Source organism: Paenibacillus sp. UNC451MF, assembly GCF_000686845.1.
Classification (GTDB): domain Bacteria; phylum Bacillota; class Bacilli; order Paenibacillales; family NBRC-103111; genus Paenibacillus_S.
Genome location: NZ_JMLS01000003.1, coordinates 340,688 through 356,541, shown reverse-complemented (window position 1 = coordinate 356,541; position 15,854 = coordinate 340,688). Strand labels below are relative to the sequence as shown.

The following is a 15,854-nucleotide window of genomic DNA, read 5'->3' as shown; positions in this document are numbered from 1 at the left end:
AACTCCCTTACTAAGTATTGTACTGTTGAAGGAATTGATTATTTAGACAGCTCTCTGACCGGATTGAACCACACATCTTCTACAGGAAGAAATTTTTCTTTGCCCGTCTTCTGCTTGAACAACCCGGATTCTTTGGAATCACTTGGCAGGAAAACCTTAGGGTTCTTGGTTACCGCATCAGAGGTAAAGGCATCCTTCAGCTTCTTCTGGTCTTCCGCACTTATAGTGCCAGTGTTGATCGCGAATGGCGAGTTCAAAACTGGAGTAACAGAAATAACTGTAAATTCTTTGCCGATTAATGTGTTAAAAGGTTCGGCCGCACCTTGTTTCACTTTGTAGACTGCTCCTGGCTTGTTAGCCGTACCTGTAGACAGCTCTACATAGTTGGCAACACAAGTATCACAGAACGCAGCAACATCAGCTTTGCCTGTTAATAGATTTACTGCGGCTCCTTGGTGGGTACCGCCAAACAACACTTCACCGAAAAATTTATCCTTGCCTCCTTGAAGCAGATCATCCACTGTTAGATTCTTATATTTGTCTTTTTTAGCAAAATAGCTAACAATGCCTGCGGATGGAACTTTAAATCCGGAAGTAGAGGAATTGGAGACGAAGGAAAACTTTTTGCCGGCAATGTTATCGATAGCAAAGCCGTTTCCGCTTTTATACGGCTCTTCCTCCCCTTTTCTTACATTGAGCCAGCTGAAGTATACCGCATCGTCCAAAGTACCCGACTCCCCACTCGATACGACCAGAGGCAGCACTTTCTTATTTTTGGCATTGGCCTCAACATATCCTTGCGGCCCCATAAAAGCTAGATCCGCACTGCCGTTGGCAATAGCTTCAATAGCGATAATATAGTCGGTCGTTGTCTTGTGCTCTACTTTTTTACCTGTTGCGGATTCTATGACTTTTCCCAGTTCATCGCGAGCGTTCTTCAAATCTGCGCCAGATTCATTAGGATACCAGGCAATGGTTATAGTATCCTTTGTTTTGACGGAAGCTGCCGCATTCTGTGCATCCCCGGCTTTGGAGCCGCAGCCTGATGCTACTGCAACCAGAGATAATGAAATAATAAGAGTCAAAATCTTTTTCACTTTTAAACTCCTCCCGATGAACCCATGGTTTTTATTTTGGACAAGTCTAGTATAGTTCCCAACTATTATCTGAATGTTTTGACTACTTTAAGATGTTGTAAGCTTTTCCTTTTTTTCGGATGTAAATATGTTCCCATCTCTGATTTGATACTCTCTATCGCATAAATGCTGCATAAACTCCAAGTCATGAAAGATGCCTAGCATTGTGGCACCCTCCTTCATTAGCTGCTCTATCAATACCTTCACTTTCAGTTTAGAACCATGATCAAGGCTTGCCGTAGGTTCATCCAGCAGCAGCAGCCTCGGACGTTTAACCATCGCTCTCGCGATATTTAATCGAAGCTTCTCGCCTCCTGAGAAGGTTGCCGGATAGCTGTCCCACAAGCTTCGATCCAATTCGAAATGCTCCAGCATCTTCACCGTTTCAATATCTGCGTAGTCCGTGTCATGCCCCATTTCCACAATGGCATTTCGTACCAGCTCCCTTGCTGTCGTGCGGGGCATAACGTTCAGAAATTGGGATACATAACCGATTTCTAGCTTGCGAAGCTCAATGATGGTCCGTTCCGTAGCAGAAGCCAAATCGATGCGGCCAAACCTTTCCGAGTTGTACCAGATGCTCCCTGAATGAGGCAGGTAGGTACGGTAGATGCATCTTAGAACGGTAGATTTGCCGCTTCCGCTCTTCCCCGTTATTCCCACAAATTCTCCTTCTTTAAGATGCAGACTTACATCTTCAACCGCAGAAATATGTTTATCTAGATTGTGCAGCGTAAATGATTTGGACAAATGTTCTATCGACAGCAGGTTCTCCATGCCATCACCTCCTGTTAGTTCCTGTAATTCATTTTTTGAATTAATTTCCCGTCTACGATCACAGCAGTCACGACCGGAAACTCGTCTGGCTCCAATCTCTCAATGATAAGCAGGTCTGCTTTCTTCCCTTCCCGGACAGAGCCGTATTCCGCATCGATGTTGACCGCTTGTGCAGGGTGTAGTGTGACGAGCTTGAACAACTCTGCTAATTCCTGCCCAGATGAACTCGCCAGTTGGAATACCGCGTGAAGCATTGCTGCAGGATAGTAATCGCTGCACAAAATATCGATACATCCATCTTGAATTGCTTCTGCTGCACAAAGATTGCCGCTGTGCGAGCCGCCCAGAATGACGTTCGGCGCACCCGCTACCGTGAATAATCCCTTCTCTTTCGCTTTTCGCGCAATGTCGAGTGTAATAGGGAACTCACTAATGACAGTGCCGAAGCTCTGTACCAAATCCAGCTTCTCTAATGAATCGTCATCATGTGAAGCTATTGCAATGTTTCTTTCTCTTGCCATTTCGGCGATTTCCCGTATCGCGTCAACCGTCATTTTCTCCTTCGTCTGATGATTGGCTATGAGCACGGCTATATTATCATCGGTCAGATGGTCGTAACCACGGACCGTCTTTTTATACACTTCCAAATCTCTGTACTGTCCTTGTCCAGGGGTATGATCCATAAACGAAACCAGGTGTACTTTTTCTTCGTTAATATAGCTTTTCAAATTGTCGATTTGATCCAGATTGTCAATCTCGAATCTGGCATGAAACCGATGACGGATTAAATGCTTGCTGTAATGTGTCCGATCAATCAAATCGATCAGCTTACGGACATTCTCCGGTTCACGGATAGGACGGTACTTGTAATCCGCAGATTTGAAGATGGACAAGGAATGATACATCGTCGTAATCCCGTGAGACACAAGCTCTCTCTCCGTTTCACGAAGACCCAGCTGAAAATCGATTAGCGAAGTCGGTCTTGGTGCCGTCATATGCTCGATGTAATCCGAATGGATATCAATCATCCCCGGTGTCACATAGCCTCCACGCGCATCGATGACTTCCGTTCCGATAGGTGGGACAATCTCTCCTTGGTGGGCGATCTGAGCAATACGATCCTCTTCAACGAGAAGATCAAAACCTTCCAAAAGCGATTCTTCAGTAACAATGATGCCGTTCGTTATAAGATACATCCTATGTCCTCCTATCGTGGATTCGTTACAACAAGGAATGAACCAGCTGTTGGGTATATGCGTGCTGTGGATCTTCAAGGATTTGATCCGTCAAGCCCTGCTCGACTACTCGGCCATCCAGCATCACCATCGTTCGATCCGCAAGCATCCGTATTACGCCAAGGTCGTGTGACACAAGCAGCATGCTGATGTTCAGTTCTCTTTGGAGATGCTTGATCAAATCCAGAACATTTGCTTGAACGGATAAGTCTAGACCCGTAGTTACTTCGTCCAGTAATAAAATGGGCGGATTGTTGGAAAGTGCTTTGGCAATCTGAACCCGCTGCTGCATACCACCGGAAAAATTTTTTGGGGCTTCCTTCATCCGATAAACCGGTATATGAACCCTCTCCAACAGCTCACTACCGCGCGATTCCATGGCTGCAACATGACGGTTTCCGGCTGCAATCATCTTTTCTGCAATATTACCTATAGAGGAAAAATTCATTCTCAAGCCCAGTACCGGATTTTGATATACTTTGCCCATCAGATGGTTTCGGATATATTTTTGTTGCTGTGACGATTCCTGAAACATATTGGTATCGCCGTCCTTGTAAGGCTGCAAATAAGCCTCGCCTCCGGTGACTTCCTGGTCAAAATAGAGGCACCTCATCAGTGTCGATTTGCCGCTTCCGCTTTCGCCTACAATTCCTAGAACCTCTCCAGGATAGAGATCGAACGTAATATCCTGGCATGAATAGACCGTGCCGCAAGCACGACAGTAATTTTTCTCAAGTTGTCGATTCTCCGGGCTGCTGCATTGATCACAGCCTGTACCGAATTGCTTATTCATATGGTTTACACTCAAAATGGGAGATGCGAATGAACCCATCTTTACGTCACCTCTTTTCTTTAGAAAGACTGCTGATTCATACGTGCCAGACAATAGCTCGTATCGTTGCATTGGTAATAGGTTTCGTCCATCTCTTGATGGTATAGCTCATCCATAAACACATCACGAGCACCGCATTGCTTACAGCTTTTTCCTGGAAAAGACTCGGGCTCGAAGGGAACGTCGTCAAAGGCCAATGAAACAACCTGTGTATAGGGAGGAACGGCATAAATCTTTTTCTCCCTTCCCGCTCCCAGCAAGATTAATGCATCAGAGAAGTTCATCTTCGGATTGTCGAACTTCGGTATAGGGCTAGGTGCCATAACATAGCGATCATGCACCATGACTGGATGATCTGCCCCCGTGGAGACACTGCGGTATTTCATAATTTGCTCGAACAGCATCAGCCATGCACCGCTGTAGTCTTTTTCCCCATGCAGGCGTTTAGTCTCAAGCTCACTGGATTCATACATCCGCAGCGGTTCCGGCATCGGAACCTGTAAGACCAATATTTGCTCCGGCTTGAGCGGGATTTCCGGAATTCTATGCCGCGATTGGATTAGAGTAGCTTCCTGAGTAGCATCTACAGTAGGAACACCTGTCGTTTTGTCAATCAGCTTCTTGATACTAACCGCATTGACCGACTCGTCCGAGCCCTGGTCAATCACTTTAAGCACATCACTTTTCCCGATTAAAGATAAAGTGAGCTGCAGCCCCCCAGTACCCCATCCACGTCCAATGGGCAGTTCGCGCGAGGCAAAAGGGACCTGATAGCCTGGAATAGCAATGGCTTTTAACGAAGCACGGCGGATCTCTCTCTTGGACCCTTCATCCAAAAAGGCAAAGTTGTATTGTGTTCGCATTGACATTACACCTCCTCGCTTATGTCGTTTGTACTTCTTCTCGTCTTGCGAACATCGTTCAACTTCGACTGGAAAGTAATGTAATGCGGCATCTTCAAGTGGGAGATGAACCCTGTTGATTCCACAGAATCGATATGAAAAAGGACGAATTCCTCGTTTTGCGTCGGGATGGTTTTATCTCCTCTTTCCAGACTCTTATCCAAAATGCTCATGGCAATCGCTTTGGTCTCATTTTGCCCGTAACAGAGACCGTAACCGAACTCCAGCTGAAGCTCCTTTCTGCCGTTCTCTTTCTCTACCGTTGCCGGAACCAGCATCTCAACTTCCGTTACTTTGATGTCTCCGATAAAATATGATTCATCCTCTTCATTGGAGGGAACCAGCGGACTGTCAACATAAACCGGAATTTCTCCGACACGCAGCTCTCCAACTGTCGGGTGGACCATCCCGTAACCGCGAATGACGGCGTAAGCTAGAGAGGTAACGGCACCCGTCTGTCCTCTTGTCAAGATTTGAAGCTTTTCGCTACGGCTCGCAGGAAATGTAAGACTTGTTCGGGTAACATCGTCCGGCTCGGCTGGATTGATGGCGCAATCAGTAATAAGGCCTTCTTTTCTCAAATAATCCAGAACCTTGGGAAAACGGCTGTCCTCTTCTGCAGAGCTTTCATCGCTCGTAGTATCTTCCACCTTGTGATATTCCTGCAACCAATCAGCAATAGTTTCTTCGGTTTCATTGATGAGGTCGAAGTCAAGCAGTCGGTGGGAGTAATCCGTAGAGGCTCCAAGAATTTGCCCGCCTGGAATGTCCTTGAACGAAGCGGAAATCCGTCTTTCCACTCGCATTTCCTCAGAATGCACTGTTCTGGAGTAATGCTTTCGTGGAAGTGTTGAGCGGTAAGCCCGGAGCAGAAAGACCGCTTCCTCCGGATTGCCTTCCGCTTGTTTAATGGCTAATGCGGCAAGCTGTTCGTTGTACAGGCTGCTCTCCGACATCACTTGATCAACAAGCCCTCTCATCCCGGCTTCAACAGCCTCAACATCCAATACTTTGCCCTTCCGCAATCGTTCGTATTGAATTCGTTGTAACGATTCTTCAATTGCGCGCGTTCCGCCTTTGACGGCAACATATCCCATAATCAGACTTCCTCCTTCACTACCTGAGTCGTCCTAGGCAGGGCAAGCACACGATGAAACTTATCTATAAAGATCATGTCCAACCCTAGCGGAAACTCGGCATTTCGCACAGCTCGAGCGTCAGTCCATTCATCACTTATGAGCATCTCTGCTCTTGAGCTGGTTTGAATACCAGGACCAGCCAGACTCAGCTTGATTCCTCCGAATAAGCTCTCGGTTTCCATGATGATGGTCGAAGAGCTGTGCGGATCCATTAAATCCCCAATCTTTGCCGTTTCCAGTGTGCGGAGCAGCTCCCCTTGTGCAGCGTCACTCATCACGAATATGAAATCTGCGGTATCCAAGACAGCTTCTTTAGCGTAAGTCCATTGGCTTAACAAATGAGCAATCTGACTTTCCCGTTCCGACACCACCTTGAAGGTGACCTCCGTATCGAGCAGCATTTGAGCTATAATTAAGGTTGCCGGCAGGAGTCCTTGAACCATGTCGAGCTTTCCAGCTTCTAGGGACAGGTCAGAAATGGTCCCTGGCCTTGACATGGAGTCAATCAATTTTCTATAGGCGGTTTGTATGTCGTGTACCATATCCAGCTTCATGGGATACACTCCTTTCAATCTGTGTCCATGGTTTCAAAATCAACCTTGGTTCGTAACACCTTCACTTGGAACGCGTGCCGTTCCGTCTCGATTCGCTCGATTTCCGATTGTAAAACAGCAGACCAAGCCGCCGTTTCCTCCAATTGGGCTGCATAAGCCGCATCTATGACGGCTAGGTCATAGGCTTTCTCCGGTTCGTCACCTTTTACAATACCTACACCTACCGCACCATTGATCCGAACCTTGCATTCCGTTACAAGCACTTCCCCCAAGTAAAACAAGCTTTTTTGTGCGGTTTCTCTTACCTTAACCATCACCAGACCGTGATTCGGTTCTTCAATCAAATCTACTTGATATCGACTTTTAATATCGTTAGCCAAAGCCGCAGCTATATGAGGCGAACCATTAATCAACGTTTCCGTTCTTAGCTTTCGTTTCACGTTTATGCCTCCTTCCGCTTGAGAAGCTTAACTTCCCACAACACACTTTATCTTGTTGCCAGGCTGGCAGCTGTTAAGTTTGTGTAAATCCTTTTTTTCTATATGACGTAGGTGAACAAGTCTCCACGGTACATGATTTTGCTGTATTCCAATGTCCGGCCTGATTCGCCATCCATACATTCGGATTCGAGCACAAGCAAAGGAATCAGACTGGAACAGGCCAGAAGCTCTCTTTCATATTTGGTAGGATACGTTAATCGAAGAATGGTTTCACTTGATTGAAAATGATAATAACCTTGGCTTTGGTAATATTGAAACATCGAAGTAATCTCATGACCATTGCTTCCGATACCCGGAAACAGCGACTCGGCAACATAAGAGATATGCAGCGCTATCGGCCTATCATCAATAATTCGCAGACGGCCGATTTTATAGACGCGCTGGTCTTCCTCCGCACCAAGAGACTCATAGATCTTGTTATTAAACTCGATAAGGTCACAAAAAATATTTCTTGATTGATACTCATAGCCGAGCTCGATCATTTTCTGACTAAAGCTCTTGTTTGCAGAGAGCACCAGGGGTATGCGAAGATTACGGTCCTGGACAAAGCTGCCTTTACCCTGCTTGGAGTAAATATAGCCTAGCTCCTGAAGGCGTTCGTAGGCTTTGCGCGCCGTCATACGGGGCACTTTAAAACGGTCGGCAAGCTCGTTCTCGGACGGTAATTTATCGTCAGGCTCATATTTCCCAGCTTGGATCGATGCGATTAGATGATCCATAATATCCATTTCTTCTGACATGCCAGTCACCTCCGAATGGATTAGCCATATTTTTTAACGAATTCGTTAATGTTATTGAGTTCATAGAACCTTTCCTCCAACAATTCGCGTGGCCAATCCCACCAAGCAATCTGCAGCAGACCATCAACAATTTCTTGAGGAAATCGTGTTTTGATAGGCTTGGCCGGAACTCCTACTACAACCGTATAAGGTTCGATATCCTTCGTAACGATGGCTCCCGACCCGACAACCGCACCTGTACCGATATGGACTCCCTTCATGACAATTGCTCCGTGTCCGATCCAAACATCATGACCGATAGTGACACGATTGCTTTTTCTCCAGTTAAAAATATCTTCGTCGTCCGTTTCTGCAAATCCGTAGTCAGCTCGTCGGTAAGTCATATGATGCTGTGTGACCCTGTCCATTGGATGATCGACTGGATTGATGCAGACATGAGAAGCAATGGATGTGAATTTACCCACCTCAGTATAATTAATGGTCACATCGTCCATCGTGTAGGTATAGGCTCCAATTCTCGAATCGATCACCTTGTTGTTAGGACCGATGGAACACCATTCACCGGCAAAGCTGTTCAATATATGACTGCTTTCGTGAACAGCCGGCTCGGATGACGAAGGAATACTGGAATGGGTTTGATGAATGTGCTTCACTCATAGTCATCTCCTTTAAGTTAAATTCGACTATCTTCTGGACAATGCTACTTTCCGCGCTTTGAGCTCATTCACTACAGTTAAGCCGGGACTTTTGCTGCCTAGCTCCACTTCTTTCTCACCGTAAAATCCATGAAAATCCGAGCCACCGGTCATAATGAGGTCGAACTCCAATGCAAATTCACGGGCTCTTATTTCATCTTCGTGGTCATGCAGCGGATGCCATACTTCAATGCCTTGAAGACCCGCTTCTACTAGCTCCGGAACAGCCTCGAAGCTTCTGTATTGTCCCGGATGTGCCAACACGGGGACACCTCCAGCCTGCAATATAACCCGAACGGCCTCGCACGCATCGACATACTCCGTCGGAGTATAAGCAATACCTGGCTGCTCGCCGTTCTGGCCTCGGGAAAACAACTTTTTATATAACTCGCCATAGATCGTAGTCGTGTAGCCTTGGTCAATTAAAGCATGCATAATGTGCTGCTTATAAACGCCTGTTCCGCTTTCTGCATATTTCAAAACATCATCCCATGTAATGGAATATCCGGCTTGGATCAATCGGTCTACCGCATGGCGACACCCTTGGTGACGCCTCTCCAGCAACGGACTGCACAGCGACTCAATCGCCGGATTCCCGGGCTCGATATAGTATCCCAGGATATGAACCCTACGCTCTCTCTTAAAATCAAATCCCGATACTTCAATACCCGGGATGATCTCTATGCCTCGCTCTTGTCCGGTTTTGACCATTTGCTCAAGTTCACGAGTGGTATCATGATTTGTTATAGCTACATGAGTGACCCTGTTTTCCAAGGCCTGTTCCATTATTTCATCAAATGTCAATGAGCCGTCAGACAACCTGGTATGGCAGTGCAGTTCTACTTTCATAAATGCCTCCTTGAAAGAATGGTATTGAAAGGTCGATTGAGATTCGGATGTACTTTTAGTGTTTCTAGTCGTTCTATAGAACAAGTCTAACTTGATGCCAAGTTACAAGGGTAAATACTGTGTAATGCCCAGGTTAAGAAATTGTAAGGAAATCAAATTAAAAACAACCGACTCCAAGACTTGTTTGAATATTAGAGAACATACGATCTGTTATTTCGAAATATTTTTCTTCATCAAAAAACAGAAAACAATGCAAAAAAACCACAACGCAAAAGTTATTTGCATTGTGGTTTTCTAGTGTCAGGAAAGGAAATGCCCCTTAATGAACTAGGGTCAGCTTATCTGGATTTACTACTATATAGACGGCTGCGATCTTTCCATCATCGATCCGGAAAGAAAATACGCTGACAGTGATTCCATTAGAGTAAGTAACAAGCCCAGGCAGGCCACCTACAAACGCAAGTTTATAGGAGTAGCCGGGCTGGAGCTTTTTCAGCAGTCCTTCGAAGAAGATTGCGATGCGCTCCGCGCCCAGAATCGGACGTCTGGCGGCAGTCACCTTACCACCACCATCAGAGTATAAGGTGGCGTCAAGCGACAAAACAGCCATTAGTTTACTCATATCACCGCTTGATAGGGCAGCTATAAACTTTTCAACCAGCATCTGGTGATTGGTTGAAGCGGGTAATGCTGTATGTTCATGATCAGTATGAATGCTTCGCTTGGCGCGATGAAAGATTTGACGGCAATTGGTACTACTCTTTCCGACGATGTCTGCTATCTCATCATAGTCGTATTGCAGTACTTCACGCAGGAGGAAGACCGAACGCTCCACCCAAGACAACTGCTGCAGCAGGAGCAGATAAGCTGTAGAGAGCGATTCATGCTGTATATATGCTTGGGATGGATCGGCATTGACAGGTTGTTCGGTGACAAGTGGTTCAGGCAACCACGGCCCAACATAGATTTCACGCTGCTTCTGGGCGGAACGAAGCCTATCGATACAACGATTCGTGACGATTTTGCACAAGTACGATTTAAGGTTCGTAATCTGTCCCGGATCCGTTCCTTGAAGGGACAGGTAAGCCTCATGGACGATGTCCTCCGCATCCATGACGCTCCCCATCATTCGATAGGCAAGTGAAAACAATAATATGTTGTAGGAAGCGTACATGTCTTCCGTGATCAAAGTCTTATCCATGAATATCCTCCTTGATCGACTTATGCTGCATTCTTATTACACGTTGATTACATCTCTAGTTTCCTCAGCTTCTTGGATTAGCATGGAAGCGGCACGTCCCGCACTTGCTGCTACCGCGTCAAGGAGCATTTCACCATGGCTCGCCCAGTCACCAGCAACATAAAGTCCACGAATCTCCGGTACAGCCGGTCCCGGCTTGTGATCTCTTCTTGACTTATGCGGGTAGTCATGCACAACAGTAATGCTCGGTAAAAACTGTTTAGCTGTAACTTCCTGCTGCCAGCCAGGATGAAGTAAATTCATCATGTCCGTGAGTAATTGCTCGTCAGCTTTGGGGTCATGTTCACCGACCGCATTGTATTTTATCATATGCACAATAATCGTTCCATTATCGCTGAGTTTAGCCGCGCGCGAATGATTTGAGAAAAAGATCGGCTGATCGATCCCCATGACGAAATCCCTTCCTACTACAGGTAATCGCTTCAGGGCCAAATCAAGACATGCGGCCGTGATAGGACGAGAGTCCTCCTTCCAGTGGCGCAGGATGGTCTGCTCTGCACCTGGAACCAATCGGAAATTATCGCTCGGCGAGAGCGTGCTAATAACGCGCTCCACTTCCAGCAGCTCCCCGCTTCCCAGATGTACTCCCTGTACGGCACCTCCTGAATGCTTAATTGCACTTACACTTGCGCCCATCTGTATCGTAACGCCACAGTTTGTGGCTATCTTCTGCAGCTGATCGACGATGCTTTGCCAACCACCATCTAAATAAAGCACACCGCTTTTTATCGACAAATGCACCTGATGCAGGACGGTTGCGGCTGTCTGGTAATCGAGGTCACGGCTATAGGTCGAAGTACGGCACAACGTATAGAATAGATGACGTACCATGGGATCAACTATTTCTTGTTCAGCCCATTCTCGAAGACTGACGTCAGCAAGCTCCGCGGCATTGATCTTACCAAGACGCATTAGCAAACGACCCAGCTCCATTTTACCCGAAAAGGAGAACAACTTGGAGGTTAAAAGCTTCAGCGGATCCGATGGGAGCGGTATAAGCTCGTTCTTCCAAATAATCGACCCCGAAGTTGAGGGGATGCCTCCTTCTAACTCGACGCCGAAACGCTGTAGAGCTGCATAAGCAGCCCCACCTCGATAAATCGCATGTCCACCCAGGTTGAGGAGAGCTCCATTCTTTCTAACGGAGATCCCTCGTCCACCCACATTCGATGATTTTTCCAAAAGGATAACCTTCTTGCCTGCTTTCGCTACTTCAATAGCCGCAAGAAGTCCTGATATGCCTCCACCAATCACCGCTGCATCATAATTCCTCATTATAAACAACCTCCTCTTTCGCAAGATACCTATAAGACGAAAAGAGGTTTTCAGCTGTGACAGAAAAGTAGCCAAAAATGAAAACCCGCGCTAAGCGCGGTTTCTAAGGGAATAAAGTATGTATATCTTTCCAACCATACACAAGCTCTTTTAATTTCTTGCCAGCAAATTCTATCTCTAACGTGTCAATTTTCTTACCGCCAAGCCTATCATAAAATAATCGGGAACTATTATTTTCCAACACAATAACAATCATTGATTTCATTCCGAGTTTCTTCAATTCATTTACTACTGATTTTACAAGTAACGTCCCAATCCCTAATCCTTGATATTCTTGTAAAATATAAATCGAGTTTAATTCCCCATCGAATTCCTTATACTTTCCACTTCTTTCTGCTCCCCCGTCCGAAAAACCGACAATCTTTCCTGCATCATTCTCTGCAACAAATACATTTCCTTTAGGGATGACTCCGTTCCATAATTGCTCTCTTTTTTCATAAGATAGCTTTTGTATATAGTCGTCCGGGATTATATTGGTGTAGGTGGTTCTCCAACTATCGACATGCACTTTTGCGATCCCTGGTACATCAGACAACACGGCCTTTCTAATTTTCACAGTAGCACCGGCCTCTCATTACTATTCATTGTCGACTCCTTAGAGACTAAAGGATTTACCATAGAATCCTTGTTGAGTACAATTTTTAAAAATTAGTTTGTTCGTAAACAAACCTTTTTCCATCACCGTACATTTAATCGTTTCGATATTTTGCTCACTGTACATATCCAAAGTGTGGTCAATAAGAATGGTTACATTTTGCTCAGCATTCGTTGTTACATCATAAGTAACTGGCCCACTATCGATAGATGGTGTTGAAATGGTTAGTTGAGTAGGATTATTTAATTTATATCCATTCCAGAGGCACGCCCTCCCAATCCAATTAAAGGTGTTAGCCTTTTCACTACCACAGTTACTTTCCGCGTGAAGATATTTGTTATAAATAAGAAACAAGCAAGATACAAGGATGATTATAACAATCATAAGAGAAACTGTTTTTTTATATGAATGCTATAAGCACCTCCTATTTTTTAGTCGTATTCTTTTTAATTTAACAATTGTTATACTGACAAATCAACCATGTAAAAACTTTAATAAGACAAAAAAACTCCTCGATAAAGAAGGAGTTTAATGGCGTTAATATTTAGTTATATTACATATTTCTTTGATCTGATTAATACGCCATCCAGCCCGCATCCGCTGCAACTACCGTTCCATTGACAAAGCTGGAATCATCTGATGCCAAGAACAAAGCGACCTTAGCGATTTCTTCGGGATCACCTGAACGAGGGTTTAAATTCATTCCGGCCATCGCTCTTTCCATGCCAAAGGGATTAGGCGAATTAATGGTAGTACCAATATTAGTATTCACGCCCCCAGGAGCAATCGCGTTGCAGCGGATACCAAGGGTTGCATATTGAAACCCGACATTTTTCGTGAATCCGACTACAGCATGTTTAGAAGCGGTATAAGCAGCACCCGCTCTGGAGCCTTGCAGCCCACCCGCGGAAGCGATGTTTACTATGACACCCTTTTTTTTCTCCATAAAAATAGGAAGCACCTTCCGTGTAGTTCTCATTGGACCTGTTGTATTAATAGCAAAGATTCGCTCCCACAGTTCATCCGTCAACTCTGCAGCAGGAACAAAATTATCCATGATACCAGCATTGTTAACCAATATATCCAGTATACCGAATTGCTTTACAGTCGTATCCACTAATTGCTGGACATCCTCTTCTTTTGCCACGTTAGCTGCGATAGCAATTCCGGTGCCCCCTTTTGATTCAATCTCTGTTACAACCGTTTGTGCGGCTTCAACACGAAGATCGGAGACAACTACTTTTGCTCCTTCGGCTGCAAAAAGTTCTGCAATGGCCTTTCCCATACCTGAAGCTGCCCCAGTTATTATGGCTACTTTTCCGGAAAGTCTCATAAACAACCTCCATCGTTTTTTAAAGTATTTTCATCCCTATATATTTTTATCCTGGAGCTTCCTGTTCTAATCACATTTTGTGACCTTACAAACTTTTGCTTGCGCAGCAAAATAAGATTGTAAGTAACATAATAGGCGAACATAATTAGCATTAATCCGGAAGTCCAGCCAGAACCTGTACTCAACATGCTACTAGCCAAGTGGTTTCCTGGTGTTGCCGTCCCTAAAGGATCTGTCGAAAAAATCCCAACTATTCGGTAGATTAAACGACCGATGAAAATAACCGTAACAAGGCCCCCTATCCATAGGTTCGGGCGGTAAAACCAATGACCATTGCGCTTCTCAAGTTGAGTTAGTAGAGCTCCAAAATAGGCAAGGATAATGCCTGCGAGAATTCCAATAATATCTGAAATCACACTGCTTATCTGGAATGTTCCTTCCAGAAGAAAGATCAGACCAATGAGAGTAAAAATAACCGTAACTACCTGCATCCTGCCTGGATTCAACTGCTGCCAGCTTAAATTTCGACGAATTCTCATAAAGATTCGGTACATAATGAAGATACCCACAATAACCGTGATTAATAATTGCATTTGCATAAAGTGCCTCCTTGAATTGTTTCGGCTTCATGCATAATGGTACCTTCATCGCGTAAACGGAACGACTAGCTGGAGATAGAACTTCATCTCCCCGTTTCTCTATCTACAGATAGAAATTGAGTCAATATTAGCGATACAGATTGAAATTTTCCAGCCAACAAGGCAAAATGAAGTGGCCTGCATGGTAAAGGGGGATCTCTATGAATTACCAATTCTACGGAAGACCTGTCGCTGGTTCCGCGTTGCTGTTTTTTCTAATGGAAATTAATCGTTTGTTTCATGGTCCCCCTCTTAAGATAGGACTCAATGTTATCCTTTGGTTGACCTATTCGGTTGTCTTATTCATTCCGAAGTCTCGCTGGACAAGATCTCGGATCGTTATTGCCATAAGCATTATTTTGCTGGAAGCTGCATTTGGCGTGATCTGGTTTCAAGAACTAAATCTCGTTTATATCATTGCCATCATTCTATTTGTCGCAGCGATCCGGTTGACCTTTGCCAAAACACAAGCTCCTGAAATTTTGGTCATATTTTTAACCGCGGCGCTCTATGCACGTTTCGGAAATGGCGATATTTTTAATATTATTTCTTTCGTCGTCTTTGCTGCTTTTCTTTATTTTCTTATTCGCAGTCGGAGACAAAGAAATGAAATGTATAAACTGAACAAGAAGCATTTGGTGGAGCTTCAGTATGCCTATGACCAGCTTCATCAAGCATCGGCTACCGCTATGCAGTATGCCGTCTTGGAAGAAAGAACCCGGATTGCTAGAGACATCCACGATGCCGTCGGGCACAGCCTCACATCGTTAATCGTTCAAATACAAGCTCTGCGTTATATGGTGAAAGAAGACCCTGAACGGGCCGGTCGATCATTGGATGGAATGCTTGCGGTAGCCCGTCAGGGACTACAGGATATCCGAACTTCCGTCCACGCTCTCGCTGATAATCGTTCCACTCCGGGAATTACAGCTTTGAAATCGCTGCTAGCACGTATGGAGGCTTCTGCCTCTATTCCATATACATTTCATACGGAATTGAATGATGGAGAAGTGAGTGCGGAAGCATACGAGACATTATTCAGAGTATTGCAGGAAGCTATTACGAACGTAATTCGACATTCTCAAGCTACACAAGTTGAGGTTAGCCTTATTAAGCAGTCAGATAAGCTCGTATTGTCTATTCGAGATAACGGCATTTTGGCTTCAAACAGCCATTTTAAAGAAGGCTACGGTTTACGAGTTATGAAGACACGAATTGAGGAGCAAGGAGGAAGCCTTAACTTTGCGATTGTTGAACCGAGCGGCTTTGAAATTATTGCAACCATTCCACAAAAAGAGTACAGCCAAGATAATAATGAACAGGAGGACTGAAT

The 15,854-nt window shown here is 45.0% G+C and carries 17 protein-coding genes; 1 reads left to right on the top strand and 16 read right to left on the bottom strand.

Annotation, left to right across the window (positions count from 1 at the left end; translation table 11 throughout):
* Positions 1 to 38: 38 nt before the first annotated feature.
* The 16 genes from BP97_RS0107040 to BP97_RS0106960 form a co-directional block, all read right to left on the bottom strand.
* Complete coding sequence (locus tag BP97_RS0107040) at positions 39 to 1,097, bottom strand: phosphate/phosphite/phosphonate ABC transporter substrate-binding protein (RefSeq protein ID WP_028548463.1); 1,059 nt, start codon at positions 1,095 to 1,097, stop codon at positions 39 to 41.
* Positions 1,098 to 1,184: 87 nt separating this feature from the next.
* Complete coding sequence (locus BP97_RS0107035; protein WP_028548462.1) at positions 1,185 to 1,913, bottom strand: phosphonate C-P lyase system protein PhnL; 729 nt, start codon at positions 1,911 to 1,913, stop codon at positions 1,185 to 1,187.
* A gap of 14 nt (positions 1,914 to 1,927) precedes the next feature.
* The gene (phnM, locus tag BP97_RS0107030; protein WP_028548461.1) at positions 1,928 to 3,109 is read right to left on the bottom strand and encodes a phosphonate metabolism protein PhnM; all 1,182 of its coding nucleotides are present in this window, start codon (positions 3,107 to 3,109) and stop codon (positions 1,928 to 1,930) included.
* A 25-nt stretch (positions 3,110 to 3,134) separates the two neighbouring features.
* Positions 3,135 to 3,980: an ATP-binding cassette domain-containing protein gene (locus BP97_RS0107025; RefSeq protein ID WP_028548460.1), complete on the bottom strand. Its 846-nt coding sequence runs from the start codon at positions 3,978 to 3,980 to the stop codon at positions 3,135 to 3,137.
* A 20-nt stretch (positions 3,981 to 4,000) separates the two neighbouring features.
* Positions 4,001 to 4,843: an alpha-D-ribose 1-methylphosphonate 5-phosphate C-P-lyase PhnJ gene (locus BP97_RS0107020; RefSeq protein WP_028548459.1), complete on the bottom strand. Its 843-nt coding sequence runs from the start codon at positions 4,841 to 4,843 to the stop codon at positions 4,001 to 4,003.
* 5 nt (positions 4,844 to 4,848) lie between these two features.
* Complete coding sequence (locus BP97_RS0107015; RefSeq protein WP_028548458.1) at positions 4,849 to 5,979, bottom strand: carbon-phosphorus lyase complex subunit PhnI; 1,131 nt, start codon at positions 5,977 to 5,979, stop codon at positions 4,849 to 4,851.
* A gap of 2 nt (positions 5,980 to 5,981) precedes the next feature.
* Positions 5,982 to 6,575, bottom strand: a complete 594-nt coding sequence (gene phnH / locus BP97_RS0107010; RefSeq protein WP_028548457.1) for a phosphonate C-P lyase system protein PhnH — start codon at positions 6,573 to 6,575, stop codon at positions 5,982 to 5,984.
* Between the two features lie 14 nt (positions 6,576 to 6,589).
* Positions 6,590 to 7,015, bottom strand: a complete 426-nt coding sequence (gene phnG / locus BP97_RS0107005; RefSeq protein WP_028548456.1) for a phosphonate C-P lyase system protein PhnG — start codon at positions 7,013 to 7,015, stop codon at positions 6,590 to 6,592.
* Positions 7,016 to 7,113: 98 nt separating this feature from the next.
* Complete coding sequence (locus tag BP97_RS0107000) at positions 7,114 to 7,815, bottom strand: GntR family transcriptional regulator (RefSeq protein ID WP_028548455.1); 702 nt, start codon at positions 7,813 to 7,815, stop codon at positions 7,114 to 7,116.
* Between the two features lie 20 nt (positions 7,816 to 7,835).
* Positions 7,836 to 8,468, bottom strand: coding sequence for a DapH/DapD/GlmU-related protein (locus BP97_RS0106995; protein ID WP_028548454.1), 633 nt, complete (start codon positions 8,466 to 8,468; stop codon positions 7,836 to 7,838).
* A 30-nt stretch (positions 8,469 to 8,498) separates the two neighbouring features.
* Entirely contained in the window at positions 8,499 to 9,359 is an 861-nt protein-coding gene (locus BP97_RS0106990; protein ID WP_028548453.1) for a PHP domain-containing protein, read from the bottom strand.
* 319 nt (positions 9,360 to 9,678) lie between these two features.
* Entirely contained in the window at positions 9,679 to 10,560 is an 882-nt protein-coding gene (locus BP97_RS0106985) for an RNA polymerase sigma-70 factor (protein ID WP_028548452.1), read from the bottom strand.
* 36 nt (positions 10,561 to 10,596) lie between these two features.
* A complete protein-coding gene (locus tag BP97_RS0106980; RefSeq protein ID WP_028548451.1) occupies positions 10,597 to 11,895 on the bottom strand; it encodes a phytoene desaturase family protein in 1,299 nt (432 codons plus the stop codon).
* Positions 11,896 to 11,998: 103 nt separating this feature from the next.
* Positions 11,999 to 12,511, bottom strand: coding sequence for a GNAT family N-acetyltransferase (locus BP97_RS0106975; protein WP_028548450.1), 513 nt, complete (start codon positions 12,509 to 12,511; stop codon positions 11,999 to 12,001).
* Between the two features lie 613 nt (positions 12,512 to 13,124).
* Entirely contained in the window at positions 13,125 to 13,883 is a 759-nt protein-coding gene (locus BP97_RS0106965) for an SDR family oxidoreductase (RefSeq protein WP_028548448.1), read from the bottom strand.
* Positions 13,880 to 14,482 (bottom strand): CcdC protein domain-containing protein, encoded by a 603-nt coding sequence (locus tag BP97_RS0106960; RefSeq protein WP_028548447.1) that lies wholly within the window; start codon positions 14,480 to 14,482, stop codon positions 13,880 to 13,882. Before BP97_RS0106960 ends, BP97_RS0106965 begins: the two co-directional genes overlap by 4 nt.
* A gap of 200 nt (positions 14,483 to 14,682) precedes the next feature.
* Between BP97_RS0106960 and BP97_RS35545 the strand changes: the two genes are divergently transcribed.
* On the top strand, positions 14,683 to 15,852 hold the full coding sequence (locus BP97_RS35545) for a sensor histidine kinase (RefSeq protein WP_051620424.1): 1,170 nt from the start codon (positions 14,683 to 14,685) through the stop codon (positions 15,850 to 15,852).
* Positions 15,853 to 15,854: the final 2 nt, after the last annotated feature.